General features: G+C 26.0%; 15 protein-coding genes and 1 pseudogene. 8 read left to right on the forward strand and 8 right to left on the reverse strand.

Features of this window, described 5'->3' with window-relative positions; translation table 11 throughout:
* Positions 1–2 precede the first annotated feature (2 nt).
* Positions 3–293 carry a hypothetical protein gene (locus tag ACTG44_RS20525; protein ID WP_102822263.1) on the forward strand — a complete coding sequence of 97 codons (291 nt, stop codon included), beginning with the start codon at positions 3–5 and terminating at the stop codon, positions 291–293.
* Between the two features lie 284 nt (positions 294–577).
* On the opposite strand, the gene ACTG44_RS20530 is transcribed toward ACTG44_RS20525, so the two are convergent.
* The 5 genes and pseudogenes from ACTG44_RS20530 to ACTG44_RS20550 all read right to left on the reverse strand — a co-directional run bounded on the left by ACTG44_RS20530 (position 578) and on the right by ACTG44_RS20550 (position 10,520).
* Entirely contained in the window at positions 578–1,099 is a 522-nt protein-coding gene (locus tag ACTG44_RS20530; RefSeq protein ID WP_102822264.1) for a hypothetical protein, read from the reverse strand.
* A gap of 111 nt (positions 1,100–1,210) precedes the next feature.
* Entirely contained in the window at positions 1,211–1,969 is a 759-nt protein-coding gene (locus ACTG44_RS20535; RefSeq protein ID WP_102822265.1) for a peptidoglycan recognition protein family protein, read from the reverse strand.
* 3 nt (positions 1,970–1,972) lie between these two features.
* The gene (locus tag ACTG44_RS20540) at positions 1,973–2,395 is read right to left on the reverse strand and encodes a phage holin family protein (protein WP_330400438.1); all 423 of its coding nucleotides are present in this window, start codon (positions 2,393–2,395) and stop codon (positions 1,973–1,975) included.
* 181 nt (positions 2,396–2,576) lie between these two features.
* A pseudogene (tcdB, locus tag ACTG44_RS20545) lies at positions 2,577–9,634 on the reverse strand (glycosylating toxin TcdB).
* A 331-nt stretch (positions 9,635–9,965) separates the two neighbouring features.
* Complete coding sequence (locus tag ACTG44_RS20550; RefSeq protein ID WP_102822211.1) at positions 9,966–10,520, reverse strand: RNA polymerase sigma factor; 555 nt, start codon at positions 10,518–10,520, stop codon at positions 9,966–9,968.
* A gap of 308 nt (positions 10,521–10,828) precedes the next feature.
* On the opposite strand from ACTG44_RS20550, the gene ACTG44_RS20555 reads away from it, so the two are divergent.
* The 3 genes from ACTG44_RS20555 to ACTG44_RS20565 all read left to right on the forward strand — a co-directional run bounded on the left by ACTG44_RS20555 (position 10,829) and on the right by ACTG44_RS20565 (position 15,919).
* Complete coding sequence (locus tag ACTG44_RS20555) at positions 10,829–11,590, forward strand: response regulator transcription factor (RefSeq protein ID WP_054269367.1); 762 nt, start codon at positions 10,829–10,831, stop codon at positions 11,588–11,590.
* A 259-nt stretch (positions 11,591–11,849) separates the two neighbouring features.
* On the forward strand, positions 11,850–13,232 hold the full coding sequence (locus tag ACTG44_RS20560; RefSeq protein WP_102822212.1) for an ADP-ribosyltransferase: 1,383 nt from the start codon (positions 11,850–11,852) through the stop codon (positions 13,230–13,232).
* 41 nt (positions 13,233–13,273) lie between these two features.
* Positions 13,274–15,919: a binary toxin-like calcium binding domain-containing protein gene (locus ACTG44_RS20565; protein WP_102822213.1), complete on the forward strand. Its 2,646-nt coding sequence runs from the start codon at positions 13,274–13,276 to the stop codon at positions 15,917–15,919.
* Positions 15,920–16,218: 299 nt separating this feature from the next.
* On the opposite strand, the gene ACTG44_RS20570 is transcribed toward ACTG44_RS20565, so the two are convergent.
* Positions 16,219–17,334, reverse strand: coding sequence for a tyrosine-type recombinase/integrase (locus tag ACTG44_RS20570; protein ID WP_102822214.1), 1,116 nt, complete (start codon positions 17,332–17,334; stop codon positions 16,219–16,221).
* 431 nt (positions 17,335–17,765) lie between these two features.
* Between ACTG44_RS20570 and ACTG44_RS20575 the strand changes: the two genes are divergently transcribed.
* Both ACTG44_RS20575 and ACTG44_RS20580 read left to right on the forward strand, forming a co-directional pair.
* Positions 17,766–18,134 carry a BlaI/MecI/CopY family transcriptional regulator gene (locus ACTG44_RS20575; RefSeq protein ID WP_235684380.1) on the forward strand — a complete coding sequence of 123 codons (369 nt, stop codon included), beginning with the start codon at positions 17,766–17,768 and terminating at the stop codon, positions 18,132–18,134.
* Complete coding sequence (locus ACTG44_RS20580) at positions 18,135–19,262, forward strand: M56 family metallopeptidase (protein WP_102822216.1); 1,128 nt, start codon at positions 18,135–18,137, stop codon at positions 19,260–19,262.
* A gap of 154 nt (positions 19,263–19,416) precedes the next feature.
* Here the strand turns inward: ACTG44_RS20580 and ACTG44_RS20585 are convergent, their stop codons facing one another.
* Positions 19,417–19,662 carry a helix-turn-helix transcriptional regulator gene (locus tag ACTG44_RS20585; protein ID WP_021383412.1) on the reverse strand — a complete coding sequence of 82 codons (246 nt, stop codon included), beginning with the start codon at positions 19,660–19,662 and terminating at the stop codon, positions 19,417–19,419.
* A 111-nt stretch (positions 19,663–19,773) separates the two neighbouring features.
* Here ACTG44_RS20585 and ACTG44_RS20590 point away from each other — a divergent pair, with 111 nt between their 5' ends.
* Complete coding sequence (locus tag ACTG44_RS20590; RefSeq protein ID WP_021383397.1) at positions 19,774–19,983, forward strand: hypothetical protein; 210 nt, start codon at positions 19,774–19,776, stop codon at positions 19,981–19,983.
* Positions 19,984–20,005: 22 nt separating this feature from the next.
* On the opposite strand, the gene ACTG44_RS20595 is transcribed toward ACTG44_RS20590, so the two are convergent.
* Positions 20,006–20,251: a helix-turn-helix transcriptional regulator gene (locus tag ACTG44_RS20595; RefSeq protein WP_021383410.1), complete on the reverse strand. Its 246-nt coding sequence runs from the start codon at positions 20,249–20,251 to the stop codon at positions 20,006–20,008.
* Positions 20,252–20,707: 456 nt separating this feature from the next.
* Here ACTG44_RS20595 and ACTG44_RS20600 point away from each other — a divergent pair, with 456 nt between their 5' ends.
* Entirely contained in the window at positions 20,708–21,160 is a 453-nt protein-coding gene (locus ACTG44_RS20600) for a hypothetical protein (protein ID WP_021383436.1), read from the forward strand.
* The last annotated feature ends 36 nt before the right edge of the window (positions 21,161–21,196 follow it).

Consider the following 21,196-nt stretch of genomic DNA (forward strand, 5'->3'; position numbering starts at 1 on the left):
ATATGAAAAAAAGAAAGATTAAAACTAATGGGATGGGTAAACGTAAATTAAAATTAGTTTTAAAATATTGCGATGGAAAACAAAATTGTATTAACTTTAATTTAAAAGTAAACAAAATATTAATAATGAATCATAAAATACCTTATAAATTTCCGAGGTTTATAAATATTTTCTTAGGTAAAGTGATTGAAATTCTTATCTCCCATATATTAATGGATTTAGGAATCGAGCCTGAATTTAAATGGTTTGTAGCAAAAATATTAGCATATATTATAATTAAATTTATAAATTAGATAAATATAACAAAGCTAAAACTAATCAAATAAATAATAACTTAAAAAGCTACAGATTTTCTTATCCTGTAGCTTTTATTTTAATTTTAATCAAGTAACTCTCTATACAATACTAAATTAAGATATTTTATTTCTCTTTATATGTACAAATCATATATCTAACTCTATAATATTATCAGTGTCAATGTATTTTTTAAAGCTACATTGTCATTTATTTTCACATCTTCTTTGAATAAAACATAATTAATTTTTTTTGCAATGATTTATTAATACTTATATTATAATTACTGTTTTCTTTCAAACTTAGAATATGCTCCTGCTAATTTTTTTATTTCTCTTGAGTTGTATTTTCTTTGTATTTCCTTGATCTTTCTCACATGTTCATCCTTATTAAAATCATGTGATAATTGTTCCATTGCACATTTTTTTAAATATTTAGATGTATTTACATTAAGACCAACACGTCTGAAACCTTTTACAATATTATTATTAGCTTCTACTAACATTAGATCCATTGCATATCCTTCATTTTCTTCAAGTTCTTGAAATTCTTTACATTTAGATAAATGAATTGTAAATGGTATATCTGCATCTCCTATACCCATTGTATTTGTAAATACGAAGAAAATAATTTTGTCTAAAAAAGATACATCTATTCTTAAATTACCTTTTCGAAATTCCATTATTTCTTTTTCTGATAAATTGTCTAATTTAAATATAGCTCTAAATCCAGTTTCACTAAAAGTAATACTTAAACCATCTGGTACTTCTGCTTCTAATTTTTTACCAACTTCTATTTGAAACATATTGGTCTATCCCTCCAATTATTTATATTCTACATTATAAGTATAGCTTACTTAATGTCATTTTTCATTACTTTAGACAAATTTACTGAATATATGTTAAAGCTGCCAACTCTATCTATTAATGAACTTTAATGCCTTGTAAAGTGTATCAAATTTATCTTCGCCTTTTATCATAGTATATTTTTCTTTAGTTATAGAATTTATCTTCTCACATGCTCTTCCACCTACAACATATAAATTTTGTGTCATGCCTGGTTTGTAATCTCTTATATCACATACTAAATATTCTTCTTCTTTATAATTCCAACTAATGACTTCAGCTGATATTTTATCCACTTCTCCATCATAAACAATTGTGTATCTTATTATTTTATCATCCTTTTTACTATTTTTTATTTGATTTTTAAAATCTATCCATAGAGAAGGATTATCAAGTATATTACGAGGACAATATTTTTTCTTAGCATCATAATGCCTAATCACTTTGTCTGAACTTATATTTAAATCTTTCATTAACTTTTTAGTTAAATCTATTGCATTTTGTCTTGCTTTTGTATAATTTCCATCTTTATTTACACATATTTCTATGTTTATGCTATTGTAGTTTGTTACTCCTTGAATTAGTGCAGTACCATAGCTTTTACCAACTGCCCAAGCTCCATTTTTGTGGTCTAGTGTTTGATATATTACTTTATCATCAACATAATAATGAACACTTGCTTCTAAGTTACCATTATTAAGTGCTTGTGCATGTCTCTTAGCATCTGCTCCCTTGTCCTCATTGTCAGTCTCATGTATAACTATAAATTTGGGGCTATTTTTGTTTGGATAACACTTTTTATTTGTTAACATCTTTATTATATCTACCATTGCTTACTTTCCATCCTTAACATTCAATTCATCTGTTATTGTATCTAGTAAAACTACTATTTTTTCCTTTAATCTCTTAGGTACTGGTAATCCACATAAATACATATTTTTTAATATACTTACACTTTCATATAAAATGAATAAAATAGAGAAAAATTCAGATATTCCAAGGCGATTTAATTTTAGAAAGTTGATCCAGTCCTGTGGTAGCATAAATAAGAAGTTGAAATTTGTAAGAACATCAAGCACTGACAAAAAAAATACACATGCTATCATTGCTACTTTTCTAATTCCTCCATCTATTCCAAGACTTGAATTAAACTTATGATTTTTTATTGCATTTAAGCATCCCAATAACGTATCAAATGAAATGGTTAAAATAACTAATTTTATAAATATATTATCTACCAAAGAAAATACTGTCATGTTAATGATTCCTCCTGGTTTTATAGTAAGATAAATTTTTCCTACTATTATGGATATAAAAGGTGAACTACTATATATTAACTATAGTTCACCTTTTTATTCTCAAATCTCTATTTTAGATAGAAAACTTTATTTGATTAATCATTTTTTCTATATTCAAGTATAAAATCATATAGTTGATTTATTCACTAACTACTAATTCAGCTGTGTCAGGATCAAAATAATACTCCTCATCATCAATTGTAACTGAACCAGTTGTTGCAATATATTCCTCTGTGAAATAGTATTTTTTACCATCCAGATCTAACCAACCAGTATAGTTTATTGATTCTCCTTCAAAATTCTCATCTAAAGTATTTTGATGTGCAAAATATTTAAATCCATCTGGCGTATTAAATACTCCAATCTGCATAATACCATCTTCACTAAAGTAGAACATCTTATCTTCTATATTTAGATAACCATATTGCATAACACCATCTTCATTAAAATAGTAATGATTATCTTCAAATGTTATAAGACCTGTTCTCATTATGGCATTCTCATCAAAATAGTATTTTATATCATCAATTACATTAATACCTTTATATGCTTTTTTAGTTTCTGGATCGAAATAATATTTATCACTTTCATTTTCCATATCATATATCCATCCAGTCTCAATTGTATATGTTTCTCCAAAATAATATACATCTTCACCAACTCTAACTAAGCCACTATATTCAACTGCTTGTCCATAAATATTATCATTTACAGTATTAGCTGGAGCAAAGTATTTATATCCATCTGAAGTGTCAAACACTCCTATTTGAACTAGACCATTTTCACTTATATAGAAATAATTATCATCTATATTTTGCATTCCAGATTCTACTATTCCAGAATCAGAGAAATAAAATACTTTATCATTGATAGTGACAAATCCAATTTGCATAATTCCAGAATCATTAAAATAATATTTACCATCATTGATTATTGATATACCTATAGATGCCTCTGCTGTATTCTCATCAAAGTAATATTTTGAACCATCTTCTAAATCTTTCCATCCAACTATTGCTGTAAATGAATCATCAAAATAATAAATCTTATTGTTGAAATTAAGCATACCAGAATATGAAAGTGCTTCACCTTCTTCATTTCCTAAATCTTCATCATGATGAGCAAAATACTTAAATCCATCTGCTGTATTAAATACTCCTATTTGCATTTCTCCATTCTCAGCAAAGTAAAAATATTTTCCATCTATTTCAGTATATCCTGACTTCATCACACCAGAATCATCAAAATAGAATGTCTTATCATTTATATTAACAAATCCTTTTTGCATAATACCATCAGAGTTGAAATAGAATTTATCATCACCTATTTGATTTAGCCCTTTAAAAGCTCTACCTGTATCTGTGCTAAAATAGTACACTTCATCATCTAATGTTTGCCATTCTTCAGCTGCTCTATAATTATCTCCAAAATAATAAATATTTTCATCAATAATTAGTTTGCCAGTAAAATTAATTGCTTCACCTTCTAGATTTTCATCAAGTGTATCTGCTGGAGCAAAATATTTAAATCCATCTTCTGTACTAAATACACCTGTTTGTAACACTCCATTTTGGCTGAAATAGTAGTTTTTGCCATCAATTATTGTTTCTCCAACTGAAGCAGCACCTCCATTATCTGGATTAAAGTAGTATTTATCATCACCTATAGTTGTAAATCCAGTTATCAAGTTCTTTATTGGTGGCTTGAAATAATATAATGAATCATTAATATATACTAATCCAGACACCATCATTCCAAAGTTATTAATATAAAATTTCTCATTGTATAAAGAAATCAGACCTAAATCATAATTAAGTAATCCTTCCACATAATATGAAGGGGTAAATGTTGAAATAATTTTATTTATAGATACATCTTGCTTATCACTAAAATTAAAAGATATCTTATCTGATATAGTATTACCTTTAAAAACATTAGTGAATCTTATTTTAACTTGTGATACCTTGTTCTCTTCATCAGTTGACATAAGAATAAAATCACTTCCATCATTACTCCATACATATCGTATAGATAAATCATTGATATTAATATTGATTTTTTCACTTATATAATTTGTATCTAATACAATCACTTCTGGATAAGTATTATTTGCTTCATATATAGGTGTTATGTTTATTTCATCTGTATATATATTTGGCGAAATTATAACTTTATTAACACAACTGTCTATTCCATAAAGGTATTTCTGAGAAAAATTAATGACAGTTGAAGAGATATCTCCAGAATCATCTAAATCGTAATTTGGTTCTACTATCATATTTTGTCTATTACCTACATATAGAGTATATTTAGTTTCTAACGTATTAAACTTAATGAAATATGGTTGTATATTATTATCTTTATCACAAATAAACTCAAATTGACCAATAGAAGTAGTAGCACTTATTATAAAATTAGTATCTAATATAAGCTTAGCATTAGATTTTAAGGATTTTATGAAAATACTTTTTATATTCATTTTTTATTCATAAATTTCAATATTTCAGCTACTCCATTTTCATCTAAATATACTCCATTTAATTTTATAGTATTTTTATCTTGTATAGTAAAAGAAAGAGAGATTTTTATATCATCTTTTAAATAATACCCTGTTAATATAATAACATCATCTTTAGTTATAGCTTTAACATCTTTCAAATCATTACTATAATATCCAAATGGAGGTTTACTATTGTCCATATAAACTTTAATTATGAGAACTACATCAGATAATTCAGATACAAATAAACCTTCTTTTGTAGAACAATTAATAAATCCATTTTCTTTTCCTTTATCATCCATAAAACTATAAGGTATATTTTTTTGTAATTCGCTGTTCAATCCTATATAATCTATTTTCTGTTGAACAGAATTTGAATTTGCCATCAATGTTTTTAGTTCACCAGAAATAAGAACTTTATATGATTTAGATAATAAATCAACTTCTATAACTGCATTTATTCCTTCTAAGATTGAGAATGTTAAAGATACAAATCCATTACCTCCATTTAATGTTCCAGAGAAATTAATTTCATGATTATCTAAAATAATTTTATTGTCTTCAATACTTAATTTAGATAAAATATTTTCTATTAAATCTCCTTTTTTAATTTTATCAGATTCTATAGTGACATCTCTTACAACATTGTCGACATCTATAACCCAAGTATCATTTTCATTTAATTCTATGTTTATATTCATATTATATTGAGAAAGAGATAATGCATAAGTTCCTCCCGAACCATAAAAAGAATATGATAATTTCTCTCTTATATATTCTGTAGTTATCACTGGGACTATAAAGCTTCTAGTATTACTGTCTAAACTTATTCTTACATTAGTATCTTCATATCTTGGTTTTAATGTTGTTATTAAAGCATCAGCTATAAAAGCGAAAAATCTCCAATAAAACTGGCCTTCATACTGGTCTCTTATACGGTCTAACAGTTTTGTACCATCATTTTCTAAGCCTCTTAAACCTGGTGTCCATCCTGTTTCCCAGCCAAACACTCTATTTGGAGCATTAGGTAATACCATTAAATCTTTTGACAAATCAAGTTCTTCTTTTTTAACTTCTAATACATCATATATAGATAAATGTGGTTCTCTATATGTTATTGATGGTGATGAAAAGAAGTGATCTATATCATTAGTTACAGTATGACCTGAACCACCTTCCATTCTCCATATTTCACATTTACCTAAAGTTATTGAATTGTTATTAAAGTCTATCTCAGATATTACTAAATCATCTTGTGGCATCATTATTTTATCATCTAATGAAGTAAATGCTCCTTCAGACTCAGCTAATGATATATGACTAAAATAATCTACAACTTTTGTTGCTTTATCTCTTAGGATAAGCTCATTGTTTACTAAACTTGGTATACCTGCTGAAATTCCTGCTAAAGGAACTAAAAGTATACTAAATCCACTAGCTATTCCTAAAGATGAAGTAATTATTGCAGTTGTAGCTGCTGTTAAATTTACTGCCATTATACCTATCTTAGCTTCTATTTCTTGTCTTAATAATGGGTCACTTGTTTCACTTAGCTCTTTGATTGCTGCACCTAAACTTACACCATCTATGATAGTTGCAATTACAGGTAATCCTTCAGATAATGTAGGAAGTAAATCTATAGTTTCATCTAATGCAGTTGATACTAATTCAACAACTTTGGCTGCATCTGTAATGGTATTCAAACCAGTACTAAATAATTGAGCATAAACTTGAACTTTCATTGCTACACTTAAATTACTAAGAGATTCTTTAGAACTATTATATTCTATTAATGATTGTATAAAAAATGCAGCATTTAAAGTATTCACTTCATGTGTAGCATCTAAATTTACTTTTTTTACTAACTTACCATTTACAGTATCAAATATAGTACCTTTTATCTTAGAAATCTCTTCAGTTATATGATTAGCATATTCAGAGAATATTGCCTTTTCAGTTTCTACAAATATAGATTCTCCAGTTTCTTTATCAATAAATCTTATACTAAAGCCTTCATCAGTCTCCGATATATCCTCAAAAGATATAAAATGAGAATCTTCTAATTCATTCTGTTGTTTTAAGTCGTATAGTGCATCAGAAATAGATTCTATTAGTTTAAATTCATTCTTTATATAATTAATAGAGTCAGAAGTTAAGCTTTTAGCTTCTTCAATCCTTTCTTCTACCACTTGTGTCTCTATATTTGAAATAACATTTATCTCACATTCTGCTAACATTACTTTTTCTTCTAGTTCAATATCACTTGAATTAGACTTGTTTCTAATTTCTTGTAATAATGTAGATAATTCAGGTAAATTTTTAGATTTTACTATAATTTTATTTTCTTTAGGATTAAATGATATATATTCTTTTGATGAAATATCCTTTATAATACTTTCTTCTTTATTTATCCATTCACCAGAATGATCCAATAATTCTCTTCTTCCTTCACTATTTATTCTAACTTCATATTGATTTGCACTTACTATAATAGAGTCTTGACTTATAGATGGCATTAATTCTGATACTTTATCTTTAACTCTAAGTAATAATTTTCCAGGATAAGTCTCTTCTACATTTACAGAATAGCTAAACATGTTACATCCCAGTAAGTTTATTTCTATAGATTTAGGAGAAATATCTGCTTTAGCTAAATCTATTATTGTTTCTATTTCTGAAGATAATGAATCCACATCAAGACCTGCAAATATATCAGTATTAAACTCAGCTTTGCCATGACCAATAAGTGTCAATTTAATCTTAGGTCTATCAGAAATTCTATCAGGAATTCTATACTTATCAATTTCTTGTATTTCACTATCTGTAGGATTATAGTAATATGCTACTTCTGAATCTTCTATATTTTTTTGAAATAGTATACTGTCATAAGGATTTTTTGCAAATAAGTTACATGCTGCTTCATAGCTAATTTTATCTCCTTGTAATTGAACAATATAATGAACATATCCTCTTTCTGAACTCTTCGTTGATGAAGAGATCTTTTCTAAAAGATATTCTTTGTCAGTTACTGTATTTTGAGAAAAATCAAGATTATCATCTTCTCCAAGCGCACCTTCAAAATAATTTTTCTTGTATTCTTCAAATTGAATTTTAGCTCTTTCTTCATTAAATTGCCATAAACTACTTTTCTCTTGTTCTGTTGCTTGAGATATATTAACCTTAGGAAATTCAAAATTTCTTAACTCAGATGACAATATAGAAGAATCTATGCTCATCTCTTTAAATGTTAATAAATCTTTATAAGCTCCTGCATATATTGTAGGACCACTTAAAGTAATTGTAGTATTAGCTTCAGGATAAAATCCAACCCTTAAATAACTTCCGATTTTTGCTATAAAACTTATATTCTCTTCATTAGCTATAGCTCCCAAACTTTCACCAAAATTGTTCATTGTAGTATTAAAATCATTACCTTGACTAATAATTGGACCTAAAGTATCATTCAGTATCTTATATCTGTTTTGGATTTGTTTTATTAGTAAGTCACTACAATATGAGTCTTTTGCAGAAATTAGAGCTTGATTTATAATAGAACCTTTGGCAAATGCAATTTTTACTTCTAAAGGTGATACCTCTATATCTCCTAGTGGTAAAAATATTTCTGACTTATCAGACTTAGAAGCTAGAACAGATTCAAAGCTACTTTGAACTTCTTCATTCAATGTATCAAAATGTTTTGAAGTATATTCTGGTATATATTCTTTATATTTCATTATGGCTTCTAATTGTATTTCTTCCCAATCTACAGCTGTCTTTACTGAATCAGGCTTGTTTATATCTTTAAATAAATCGGGGTGTATTCCTGGTAACATATCAACATCTAGATAGACTCCACCAATATTTTTCAATATAGCGACTCTTAATATATCAGATGCACCAGCAAGATTCCATCTTTCTACTAGCTCTTGTTCATATAAATTGAATACTTCTCCAGTTTTAAATTCTTCAAAGTCTCTAACATCATTTCCACTATTTTCTGTGACTTTGTTTAATGACTCTTCAATATAAGCATTAAGTTCATCTATATCTTTTGAATACTCATCTGAAAGATATGATTTCACAATATCATCAATTATAAGGTCAGGATTTTCTTCTTTCTGAGCCTTATAGTAATTTATGAAATTTTGCTGTTTATCATAGATTATTTGCATACGCTTTCTGAAAAATGCAGTGTGGTTAAATTCAGGATCATTTAAATTTTCTCTAAATGATTCAAGAGTGTCATTTGATGCGGATTCTATTATAGTTTTTTTCAATGTATTTATCAAAAATGCATTACTATCATAAAATACATTAACATTATAGTCACTATTTACATCTTTCCACTGGTTTATATAATTAATAGCAGTATCATTTATTTGCCCTCCAATCCATATAAAATGTAAATTTTTCTCGACTGGAGTTAAATTGCTATTTTTTAATTCTAATATCTCTGTAACTAAGTACTCTTTAAATTTTTTTAAGGCTTTATTTCGACCAGATTTTTTATATGTATCTATATAGGTATCTGTTAAACTGTTTATATCTTTTAATTTTAGATACTTTTCAACTATAGTATTTTCTGACATATTATGATATTCTTCTAATGCATCTAATATTGCTACATATTCATCTTCCTGAACACGAAATCTCACATTTGCCATTTTTTCTAATTGCTTTCTGTTAACTAAGCTCATAAAAACTTCTCCTTTACTATTTATTTTTATTGGATTATTCTACCTATAAACTATAAAATTTTATTATATATCCTCCTTTCTAATTGAAGAATAGATTAATCTTAATTTAAGTTTTCATATATATTCACTTCCTAACATTTTAAATTGAAGATATTAAATTGATTAATTTGATCTTCTATTGAATAAGGATATTATTTTAGACAAATGTGTAAACATTTTTGTAAGTATAATATAAAAAATTAAGATATTCTTGAATTAAATTATCAGTTTTAAATTAATTTTAATTTTAAAATCTTATTTCAATGAGCAAGCATTATTTTAAATACATTAGTTATAAATTAAAATAATCTTCATAGTCCTTTTTTATTTTTTTAAAGGCTCTATTTTTAGCTTTATTGACAGCTTGCCTTGATATTTTTAATTTTATTGATATTTCTATGTCAGAATATCCTTCTAAATATTTATAAAAAATAACTTTTCTCTGAATACCAGATAGTTCGTTAAAAATATATTCCTGAAAACAAATATCTTCTTCAAATATATACTCATTTGGATAATTATTTCTTAAATTCAGCATATTTTCATTAAGTTCTAAGAACTGAAGTTTTGATCTAGATTGTTTTTTAGACAACTGAAACATCTTATTTAATAAAGATTTATGAATATATTTAACTATAATAGCATCATTTTGTTTTGTGAAGTTATTTAAATTAATACTTTTTATTAACTCAATAAAAAATATTATTAAGTCTGTTTCTCCCTCTTCATAATATAAAAATTTACTAAGTTTTTTTATTAATGGTTTAAATGTAATTAGAAGTTCTTGTAAATTTTCTGCTGAATTACTTCTTGATAAAATAATTAATTCATAAAAAGACTTTTGCATAAAATCATCCCCTTTTATATGTATAATGATATTTTTTTTTGGGATTTGACAACATTTATGCATAAATAAATTATATAGTTGCAATAGTTTCTAGAATATATATAATTTAAAAATTGACTTAATTAACAAATTTAGAAATGTATTTTAATAAATTAAGTGAATAAAGAAAAAAAATATTTTATTTGTAAACTACAAAAATAAAATATTTTATTGATGTAGTTTGCAAAACGTTATATTATATATATATATTTATATATTTTTCTTTTTTTTGAATATTCGAAAATTTTATTGTAATAGGAGGAATATGAATGGATATATTATTGTTTGATAACGATGTAAATTTTGGAAGAAAGTTAAAAGACTGTATAAATAACATACTAATTAAAGAGGGATTTGATAATGATATTGTAAAACTATATCATAATGTAGATTTATTGTTAAAGGATATTGATGCAAAAAATAAAGTAAGGATATTTTTTATTGGAGTTGATTTTGAATATAACTTAAATAAATATATGTGTGATGGACTATGGTTGGCCCAAGAAATTAGAAGAAATGACTATTTAAGTCCTATTATATTTATTTCAAATTATGTTGAAATAAGTATGAGTATTTTTTATTATAGGCTTGAAGCTATGGATTTTATATCTAAATACGATATGGATATTGCTGAAGGCAGAATAAGAGCTTGTATTAAAACCTCTCATGAAAGATATTTAAAGGAAATAAATTATCCAGAAAATTTTTTTGTTATTTATAGAAAATTTGAGCTTTGGAGAATCCCATTTAGCGATATAATTTATTTTGAAACATGTACTGCCCCTCATAAAATAAAATTAGTAACTGAAGAACAAGAAATCGAATTATACAGAAGTTTAAAATCTATAGTAGATTTAGATGAATGTCTATTTCGTATACATAAATCATTTATAGTTAATAGAGAGCATATAATTTCTCTAAATGTAAAAGGAAAATTTGTAAAAATGAGTAATGGAGATAAATGTCCTATATCTGATAGATCTCTACAATCTGTAAAAAAACAACTTAGAATGAAAGAAGTATCAGTTTAAGATATAAAAAGGTGTAAAATAATACGTTATTTTATACCTTTTTTAATATGCTATTTTACATAAATTATTATATTATTTCCTAAAAACCCGTTTTCAAAGCAGAAAAATTATTTTTTTATATTTTAAACAATTTCTTTGTGTCGAATAAACTATTTAATGACCACTAAAATATTGATTTTGAAATCTAACTAATATTTTTATATTTAGATTATATAATTAAATTAATAAATATTTAAAATAATGTGAGGAGGTATTTTAAATGAAAAAGATTAGAAGTTATATTTCTAAAATATTAGTACTAAGTCTTATTTTAACAAGTCTCTTATTCAGTGGAGGAACTTATGCTGAAAATTTAGTAGAATATTCACCTCAAAAAATAACTACCACTGCTTATAAGGCAGGAATAGAAAGACCAGAAGATTTTTTTAAAGATAAGGAAAAAGCTAAAGAATGGGAAAGAAAAGAAGCTGAAAGGGTTGAAAAGGGTCTTGAAAAAGTAGAGAAAGAAGCTTTAGCAGAATATAAGAAAAATGCATCAGAAATAAGTAAGTATTCTAGAGAAAGAAATTATTTTTATGACTATGAAATAAAAGAGAATCCTTTTGAAAAAGATTATAAGGATCTTAAAAGTGCGATATCAAAAAACAAGCTAGATAAACCTATGTATGTTTACTATTTTGAATCTGCTGATAGATTTGCTTTTAAGGGCGAAATTAGAGGAAATACAGAAAATGAAATCAGTTTAGAGAAATTTAATGAATTTAAAGATACTGTTCAAGACAGATTATTTAAACAAGACGGATTTAAAGATATATCTTTATATGAACCAGGCAATCAAGACAGTAAACCTACACCATTACTTGTACATTTAAAATTACCTAAAGGAACTGGGATGTTACCATATCAACAAAGTAATGAATCTGTAAGTACACTAATAGAACAAGGATATAGTGTTAAAGTTGATAAAACAGTTCGTATAGTTATAGGCGGAAAACAATATATAAAAGTTGAGGCATCTTTAGTAAGTAGCCTTGATTTTAAAGAAGATGTAGCCAAAGGAGATTCTTGGGGAAAAGAAAATTATAATGACTGGAGTAATAAATTGACTCCTGAACAACTTGCTGATATAAATGGTTATATGCGTGGAGACTATGTCGCTATCAATAAATATCTGTTAGAAAATGGGCCAACAAATAATCCTGACCCAAAATTAGATTCTCAAATAAATAATATAGAAAATGCATTAAAAAGTAAGCCTATTCCATCAAATTTAACTGTATATAGAAGAGCTGGAGCTCCTGAATTCGGTTTAGAAATTTCATCACCAGGATACAATTTTAATATAGAAGCAAATGTAAATGCATTTAAGGAAAAATGGGAAGGACAAACATTAACATATCAAAATTTTGTAAGTACTAGTATAGGCAGTGCAAACATGAGTGCATTTGCTCCTAGAAAAATAGTACTACGTATAAGTATACCTAAAGGTTCTCCTGGTGCTTACTTATCAGCTATACCTGGCTATGGTGGAGAATATGAGGTTTTATTAAACCATGGTAGTAAGTTTAAGATTAATAAAGTTGATACTTATAAAGATAAAACTACAACAAAATTAATTGTTGATGCAACATTATTAAATTAACAATTAATTTAATAATATTTCTAATATAAGGGGGAGAAAAAATGAAGGTACAAATGAAAAATAAAAAATTACTGAGTTTTTTAACACTTACAGCTATCGTTAGTCAAGCTCTAGCATATCCTGTATATGCACAAACTAATAATAATTATCACTCTACTAAGAAAAGAGAAGTTGTAAGTGAAGATACACTCCCAAGTAATGGATTAATGGGATATTATTTCACAGATGAACATTTTAAAGATCTAGAATTAATGGCTCCAATAAAAGATGGTAATTTGAAATTTGAAGAAAAGAAGGTAGATAAGCTTTTAGATAAAGATGTATCAGATGTAAAATCTATACGCTGGACAGGAAGAATAATTCCATCAATGGATGGAGAATATACACTGTCTACTGATAGAGAAGATATCTTGATGCAGATAGATGCTAAAGGTGATGTTGCAAACACAATTAAAGCTAAAATGGAAAAGGGTAAGGAATATAAAATTAGAATAGAATTGCAAGACAACAATCTAGGAACTATAGATAATCTATCGTCACCTAAACTTTATTGGGAATCAAATGGTAACAAAACCATTATACCAGAAGAAAATTTATTTTTAAGAGATTACTCAAAAATAGAGAAAAATGATCCATTTATTCCAAATAATAATTTCTTTGATCCAAATTTGATGTCTGATTGGGAAGATGAAGACTTAGATACAGATAATGATAATATACCAGATGCATATGAAAGAAATGGATATACTATAAAAGACTTAATTGCAGTAAAATGGGAAGATAGTTTTGCAGAACAAGGATATAAAAAATATGTATCAAACTACTTAGAGCCAAATACTGCTGGAGACCCATATACAGATTATGAAAAGGCATCTGGCACATTTGATAAAGCGATAAGTAAAGAAGCAAGAGATCCACTAGTTGCAGCTTATCCAGTAGTTGGAGTTGGTATGGAAAAATTAATATTGTCTACAAATGAGCATGCATCTTCTGATGTTGGTAAAACAGTTTCTAGAGCTACTACAAACAGTAAAACTGATGCAAATACAGTAGGCGTATCTGTTACTGCTGGATATCAAAATGGTTTCACAGGAAGTGTAACAGCAAACTATTCTCATACAACAGATAATTCAACAGCTGTACAAGATAGTAATGGGGAATCTTGGAATACAGGTTTACAAATAAGCAAAAGTGAATCAGCATATATAAATGCTAATGTTAGATACTATAACACAGGTACTGCACCTATGTATAAAGTAACACCAACAACAAACTTAGTGTTAGATGGAGATACACTATCAACTATTAAAGCACAAGAAAATCAAATTGGTAACAATTTATCTCCTAATGACACATATCCTAAAAAAGGGGTATCTCCTTTAGCACTTAATACAATGGACCAGTTCAGTTCTAGATTAATACCATTAAATTATGAACAAATGAAAAAATTAGATTCTGGGAAACAAATTAAACTAGAAACAACGCAAGTAAGTGGAAACTTTGGTACAAAAAACAGTCAAGGACAAATAGTAACAGAAGGAAATAGTTGGTCAGACTATATAAGTCAAGTTGATAGCATATCTGCATCTTTTATACTAGATATAGGAAATGAAACTTATGAGAGACGTGTTGCTGCTAAAGATTCATATGAGCCAGAAGATAAAACTCCAGAACTTACAATTGGTCAAGCAATTGAAAAAGCATTTGGTGCTACTCAAAAAGATGGTTTATTATATTTTAATGGGACACCAATAGATGAAAGTTGTGTTGAACTTGTATTTGATAATTATACAGCTGATACAATTAAAGAGAGATTAAAATCTTTAGATGATAAAAAAATATATAATGTTAAACTTGAGAGAGGTATGAATATACTTATAAAAACACCAACATACTTTACTAATTTTGATGATTATAACAATTATCCTAGTGAATGGAGCAATATTAATACTATAAATAAAGAAGGCTTACGAGGGGCAGCAAATAAACTCAATGGACAGACTAAGATTACAATACCAATGTCTAAATTAAAACCTTATAAGCGTTATGTTTTTAGTGGATATTCAAAAGATCCTTCAGTATCTAATTCAATATCTGTAAATATAAAAGCAAAGGAAGATAAAACAGATTATTTAGTACCAGAAAAGAATTATACAAAGTTTAGTTATGAATTTGAAACAACTGGAAAAGATTCTTCTGATATAGAAATAACTTTAAATGGTAGTGGAGCAATATTTTTAGATAATTTATCTATTACAGAATTAAATAGTACACCTGAAGTACTTAAAGAGCCAGAGATTAAAGTCCCAACTGATCAAGAAATAATAGATGCACATAAAACATACTATGCAGACTTTGAATGGAATATGAGTACTGGTCAATCTTATTTTAAAGGATATTACTTTAAGCCTACTGATACTAATAAAGATGTACTTAATTATATTAATAAATACCATGTATATGCGACTCTTGAAGATTCTACAGGAAATGGAGTGTACAAAGACATAGGTACTAGAGAAAAAGAAATGCGTAATTATGGAGGAGATGAAAATCAACCTAAAACTAATTATATAAACTTTAAAACTTATGATACAGATTTAGCAAATGTATTAACATATAAGCCAATGAAAATATATGCTGTTACACCTGATAATAGAGAAGTACTCGTTTATGAATATCATAAATAAATATAATTCTCAACCTATTAAACTAATTTAAATAAGGTTATAAGATATAAAAAATTTAAAATATATGAAGTTACTTTAGATAATAGAGAGATACTAGTACTTAGTATTAACTAGTATAAAATAAAGCCACTTCAAACTCCCTAAAATACAATATATAATTTATACCATAAGAAAATTATATTTTTCAACGATTTTCTTATGGTATTTTTTTATTAATTTTAAATATTAGTAAATTTTAAAATTAATTTTATGAAAATGACTCTCTATCTTCCATTTATAGCTCTTTGTAAATCTTCCCCTTATGATTCATCCTTATATAATTTGCTTGCAATTTTATCTGAAGCTTCTCTATCCATTTCATCAAGTACATGAGAATATATATTCAGAGTGGTATTAACATTTGAATGGCCAACTCTTTCTGAAATAACTTTTATAGGTATATGTGAGTTCATAAGTAACGTAACATGTGAATGTCTTAAATCATGAAACCTAATATGAGGAAGTTGCTCATATTCCAGGAATCTTCTAAATCTATGACTTATAACACTTTCATCTATAGGAGAGCCCTTCTTATTAATAAATAATAGATTATATTTATTTTCTATATCAATATTCAGTAGCTCTCTTTCTTGCTCCAATTTATGTTTTAATATGAGATTCATTATTTCATCTGGAGCCGATATCTTTCTGATTGAACTCTCAGTTTTGGTATCCTTCAGTATGACTTCTCCATTAACTTTTGCAGTGATTTTCTCTATTGAAATTATTTTTCTCTCAAAGTCTATATTTTCCCATGAAAGACCTAATATTTCAGATATCCTCATACCAAGACCAACACCTAAATTTATATGAAGCTCTAAAGCGGTATTTTTACAGGCTTCTAATAATCTTATTATTTGTTCTTCATCATAAATTTCATTTTTAAATTTCTTTGATTTAACTATATCTATTCCTTTAGTTGGATTTTTATCAATTATTCTTAAGTCAAAAGCATTTTCAAATGCAAGTTTCATTATATTAATGTGTATTTTTAAGGTTTTAGAACTTAGAGTATCTGACAAGGTGTTTATATAATTTTGTATATGTATTGTATCAATATCTTGAACTCTCATTTTACCAAGATATTTTATTATATATTTATTACATATATTGATATATTTACTATAGGTAGTTATGGACCATTTAGATTTATATTCTTCTATAAATGTTTTTAAAAAATTCTCAAATAAAATATTATTTGGGATTAGTATGTTATTTTTATACATACTATCTTTTACTTCGGCCAATCTTTTATTAGCTTCTCTTTTTTTAGTAAAAGAACCCATGTTCTTTTGTTTTTTCTTACCAGTAAGTTCATCTTTATATTCTAAGTAGACTATGTACTTTTTATTTACAATTCTTATGAACCCAGTCATAGAAAACCACCTTTCTTAAAAAGCTTTATATGTTAATTATACCATTAAAAAATAAATAAAAGTGTGATTTTGCTGAATTATAACTGAAAATTATAAGAATATTAATTATATATCCTTGTAATATAAATAGTTATAAAAAAATATCATAGAATTAATAATTCTATGATATTAGTTATTATTTTAATAATTAAATATAAATTTCGATTTTAAGGCATTATAATTTGCCATAGGATAAATTATAAAGCGATAAAAAATATTCGTTTCTAAATGGCTATTAGAAGGTCATTATTTTTTATAGTGACTAATATTAAATTTTGTATAGAATATTCTTAATTATTCGTGTACTATTATCTTAATAGATAAGATTTTTATTAATATAATTATTTTTATTTTACAGTATTAAAATGCAATATACTTTAGGGGGATTTATTATGCAGAAAATACCAGATGCAGAATTAAAAGTAATGAAATTTATTTGGGAGAAAAATGATAATGTGATTTCTAAAGAGGTTATTGAAGCAATGCAAAATGAATATGATTGGAAGCAGACAACTACGCTAACACTTCTATCAAAGCTTGTTAAAAGAAAATTTTTATCAGCTGAAAAAATTGATAGATATACACATTATAAAATTATAATTGAATATAGAGAATACTTAAACTATGTAACAAAAGATTTTGTAAGTAACTTGCATAATAATTCAGTAGGAAGTCTATTTCTTTCATTATATGAAGATAATATCTTAAAAAAAGAAGAATTTGAGCATCTTATAGAAATAGCGAATGATTTGGAGAAATAAATGAATGTTTTATTTGAAAATTTATTAAAGACAACATTAATAAGTAGTTTAGGTATTTGTATATTGATAATTCTCAAAACATGTATATTTAAAATATTTAGTAAAAAGTTTAATTATTATATTTGGCTAATTATTCTTTTTAGAATGTTACTTTTTCCTGTTTCTTGTTCAATTGAATTTAAAACAAAAACAAAAGAAAGTTATACTCTAATTGATAATATAACTAATTTTAATAATAATCATCCAAACAAAAACCTTACACTTTTATTTATATGTATATGGATAATTGGAGTTATATTTTATTTAGCTCGTCTATTAATTAAATATGTAAAATTTAAGAATCTTATTGTTGATACTTCTTTCGAGGTTGAAGATGAAAATATAAATAGTACTTACAGAGAGTTATTATCTGAATTAAATATAAAAAACAATATTCCTCTAAGGTATACAGATGAATTAGCCAGTCCAGCAGGTGTAGGATTATTTAAACCATATATATTTTTATTGGACCTTCCATATGATGGAGAAAATATTTATTGGATTTTAAAACATGAGTTAACACATTTTAAACATAGAGATATCTTGATAAAATTTATAGTAGTCTTTGTAAAAGCTATTTATTGGTTCAATCCTTTTGTTTATATTATGAGCAAGAAAATTGATTCTGATTGTGAACTATGTTGTGATGAAAGTGTTATTAATGAATGTTCATCTAAACAGAAAAAAGAATATGCACTAACTATTTTACGTGCAATTGAGCTAAATAATCTCAATAAAATGGGTATGTTGGCAACAGAGTTTACAAAAACAAATTTAGAGATAAGAATAAAAAGTATTGGAAAAAGAAGAGGTAAACGTGGAATAATCCTTGCTATTCTAATATTTATAGGTTCATGTTTTTCTTTTATTGATGTGAATGCACAAGCACCACTAAAAAAGAAAAGTTTATCTGAAAATAAAACTGTTGTACCAAGTACTGGATTTAGTTTTGAAACTACAGATTATACATATGCGACAGCTCCAGAACATGTAAGAAAACTTTATGAAGAAAAATGTAAAAAAATAGGTGAAGTTCCTAGAGATACTGATAAAATAGAGATATATAATACAGACAATACAATAGAATAATATTCTATATAAACGTTTTTATTAATGTTTTATTTTTAATTATTACTATGATATAATCAGATATATTTATAAAAATTTCACACTGACTGAGTAAAGGTATGTGCTATACATACCTTTTTATTATTAAGGGATATAATACATATTAAATTTAATTTTAAGGCAAGTCTGAAAAGAAATCTTTATACTCTGCATTGAATATATATTTAAGTGCAATTAACACACTTAGCCGAATGCCATATGTACCTGTCTCCATTTGAGCATATGCTGCTCTAGAAACATTGCACCCCATTATTTGTAACTTTGAAGATACTTGCTCTTGTGACAAGCCTGTTTTTTTACGTAACCTTTTTAATGCATTTCCTATAGTATAATTATTTTCTTGATAAAGCCACTGTGACATGGTCTATCCTCCTTAAGTATTTGTAACCGTAGAATTACATATTTTACTTGATATTAGCATAAATATTAGCTATAATTGTAATTGTAGAATTACAATAGGAGGTGTATATACTTGAATAAAAAAAATATAGAGTTATCACAATGGTCAATAGAATATCCACATGAATGGGAAATTGTATGTGGCACTAGAGAAACAGGACCTCAAAATAATTACAAAATTATGTTACTACTTGAAAAAGCTGGTTTTCAAGAGTTAAGTTACATGATTTCGTGTAGACTAAATTGCCTTCTTAATGATGAGAATAAAATAGACATAGAATAAATATTACTTAGGCTTACTTAACTTAAGGCAAGTCTGAAAAAAAATCCCCATATTCTGCATCAAATATCTGTTTAAGTGCAACTAACACACTTATCCGAATACCATATGTACCTTTTTCCATCTGAGCATATGCTGCTCTAGAAACATTGTACCCCATTGTTTGTAATTTTGAGGACACCTGTTCTTGTGATAAACCCATTCTTTTACGCAATCTTTTTAATGCACTTCCTATATTATAATTGTCGTCTTGATAAAACCATTGATGCATAGTCTATCCTCCTTTTAAATTTTGTAATTGTAGAGTTACTCTTTTTGAGTTTAACAGAAAAACAGATTATAATTGTAATTGTAGAATTACAATTATATATATATATAAATAATTTTTTAAGATATGTTTTATTTAAGAATTTGTTGATTTATCTATAATGAAGAATTTAATTCAAATATATTTTGACCTATATAGAAAAATTTATGTTATTAATATAAAATATAAATTAAGAGGAAAGTTACATGCGTTTAGATGAGTTGGTAATCTGAAGATCCAATGCTGAAAAACTGATATTGTTACTTATAGAAGAGCCTTTATAACATGAAGAATATAAAGTACTTATAAGCTTTATCCTTATATCTATTATTTATGTTTATACTGCTTCATGTATAAATACAGAATTACAAAAAGTATGTAATAGATAAAATTAATTTAAAGTGAACTGGAGGACAAAGAATGTCTTACATATATGAACCAAGAGATGATTATGAAAAGAAAATACTAAAAGAATATGATAAATTAAATAAGAGAAAATATGAGGATAAATACAGAAATTTTGATGTTTCTCAATTATATAGAGATATAACAAGTGAAGATGTATTTATACGAATTTGTATGAGGGAAAGAAACTTAAAGCGAAAAATAGTTTTTATAATTATAACAATTATAAGTATTCTGATGTATTTATTTTTAAGTATTAATGTCTATCATGCTTCTAATTCACCATTACAATATTTATTTGTTTTTGGTATAGTGTTATTTACTTGTTTACTATACTTAAAGATAAGGGAAATAAATATAAAATATAAACATTATGATTTAATTGATTTTAGTGCATTAAATGTATTAGAGGATATAAAAAATACCAGGTGTACAGAAATAAAAAAAGAGTTCTTTGAAGATCTTTAAATAAATAACATGTACTCAATAATACATAATAAAGGA

It is taken from the genome of Clostridioides sp. LIBA-2809, assembly GCF_056688965.1.

Coding starts and splice junctions, on each gene's coding strand:
- ACTG44_RS20525 (WP_102822263.1), top strand. CDS start 3: ATGAAAAAAAGAAAGATTAAAACTAATGGGATGGGTAAACGTAAATTA.
- ACTG44_RS20530 (WP_102822264.1), bottom strand. CDS start 1,099: ATGTTTCAAATAGAAGTTGGTAAAAAATTAGAAGCAGAAGTACCAGAT.
- ACTG44_RS20535 (WP_102822265.1), bottom strand. CDS start 1,969: ATGGTAGATATAATAAAGATGTTAACAAATAAAAAGTGTTATCCAAAC.
- ACTG44_RS20540 (WP_330400438.1), bottom strand. CDS start 2,395: ATGACAGTATTTTCTTTGGTAGATAATATATTTATAAAATTAGTTATT.
- ACTG44_RS20550 (WP_102822211.1), bottom strand. CDS start 10,520: ATGCAAAAGTCTTTTTATGAATTAATTATTTTATCAAGAAGTAATTCA.
- ACTG44_RS20555 (WP_054269367.1), top strand. CDS start 10,829: ATGGATATATTATTGTTTGATAACGATGTAAATTTTGGAAGAAAGTTA.
- ACTG44_RS20560 (WP_102822212.1), top strand. CDS start 11,850: ATGAAAAAGATTAGAAGTTATATTTCTAAAATATTAGTACTAAGTCTT.
- ACTG44_RS20565 (WP_102822213.1), top strand. CDS start 13,274: ATGAAGGTACAAATGAAAAATAAAAAATTACTGAGTTTTTTAACACTT.
- ACTG44_RS20570 (WP_102822214.1), bottom strand. CDS start 17,334: ATGACTGGGTTCATAAGAATTGTAAATAAAAAGTACATAGTCTACTTA.
- ACTG44_RS20575 (WP_235684380.1), top strand. CDS start 17,766: ATGCAGAAAATACCAGATGCAGAATTAAAAGTAATGAAATTTATTTGG.
- ACTG44_RS20580 (WP_102822216.1), top strand. CDS start 18,135: ATGAATGTTTTATTTGAAAATTTATTAAAGACAACATTAATAAGTAGT.
- ACTG44_RS20585 (WP_021383412.1), bottom strand. CDS start 19,662: ATGTCACAGTGGCTTTATCAAGAAAATAATTATACTATAGGAAATGCA.
- ACTG44_RS20595 (WP_021383410.1), bottom strand. CDS start 20,251: ATGCATCAATGGTTTTATCAAGACGACAATTATAATATAGGAAGTGCA.
- ACTG44_RS20600 (WP_021383436.1), top strand. CDS start 20,708: ATGTCTTACATATATGAACCAAGAGATGATTATGAAAAGAAAATACTA.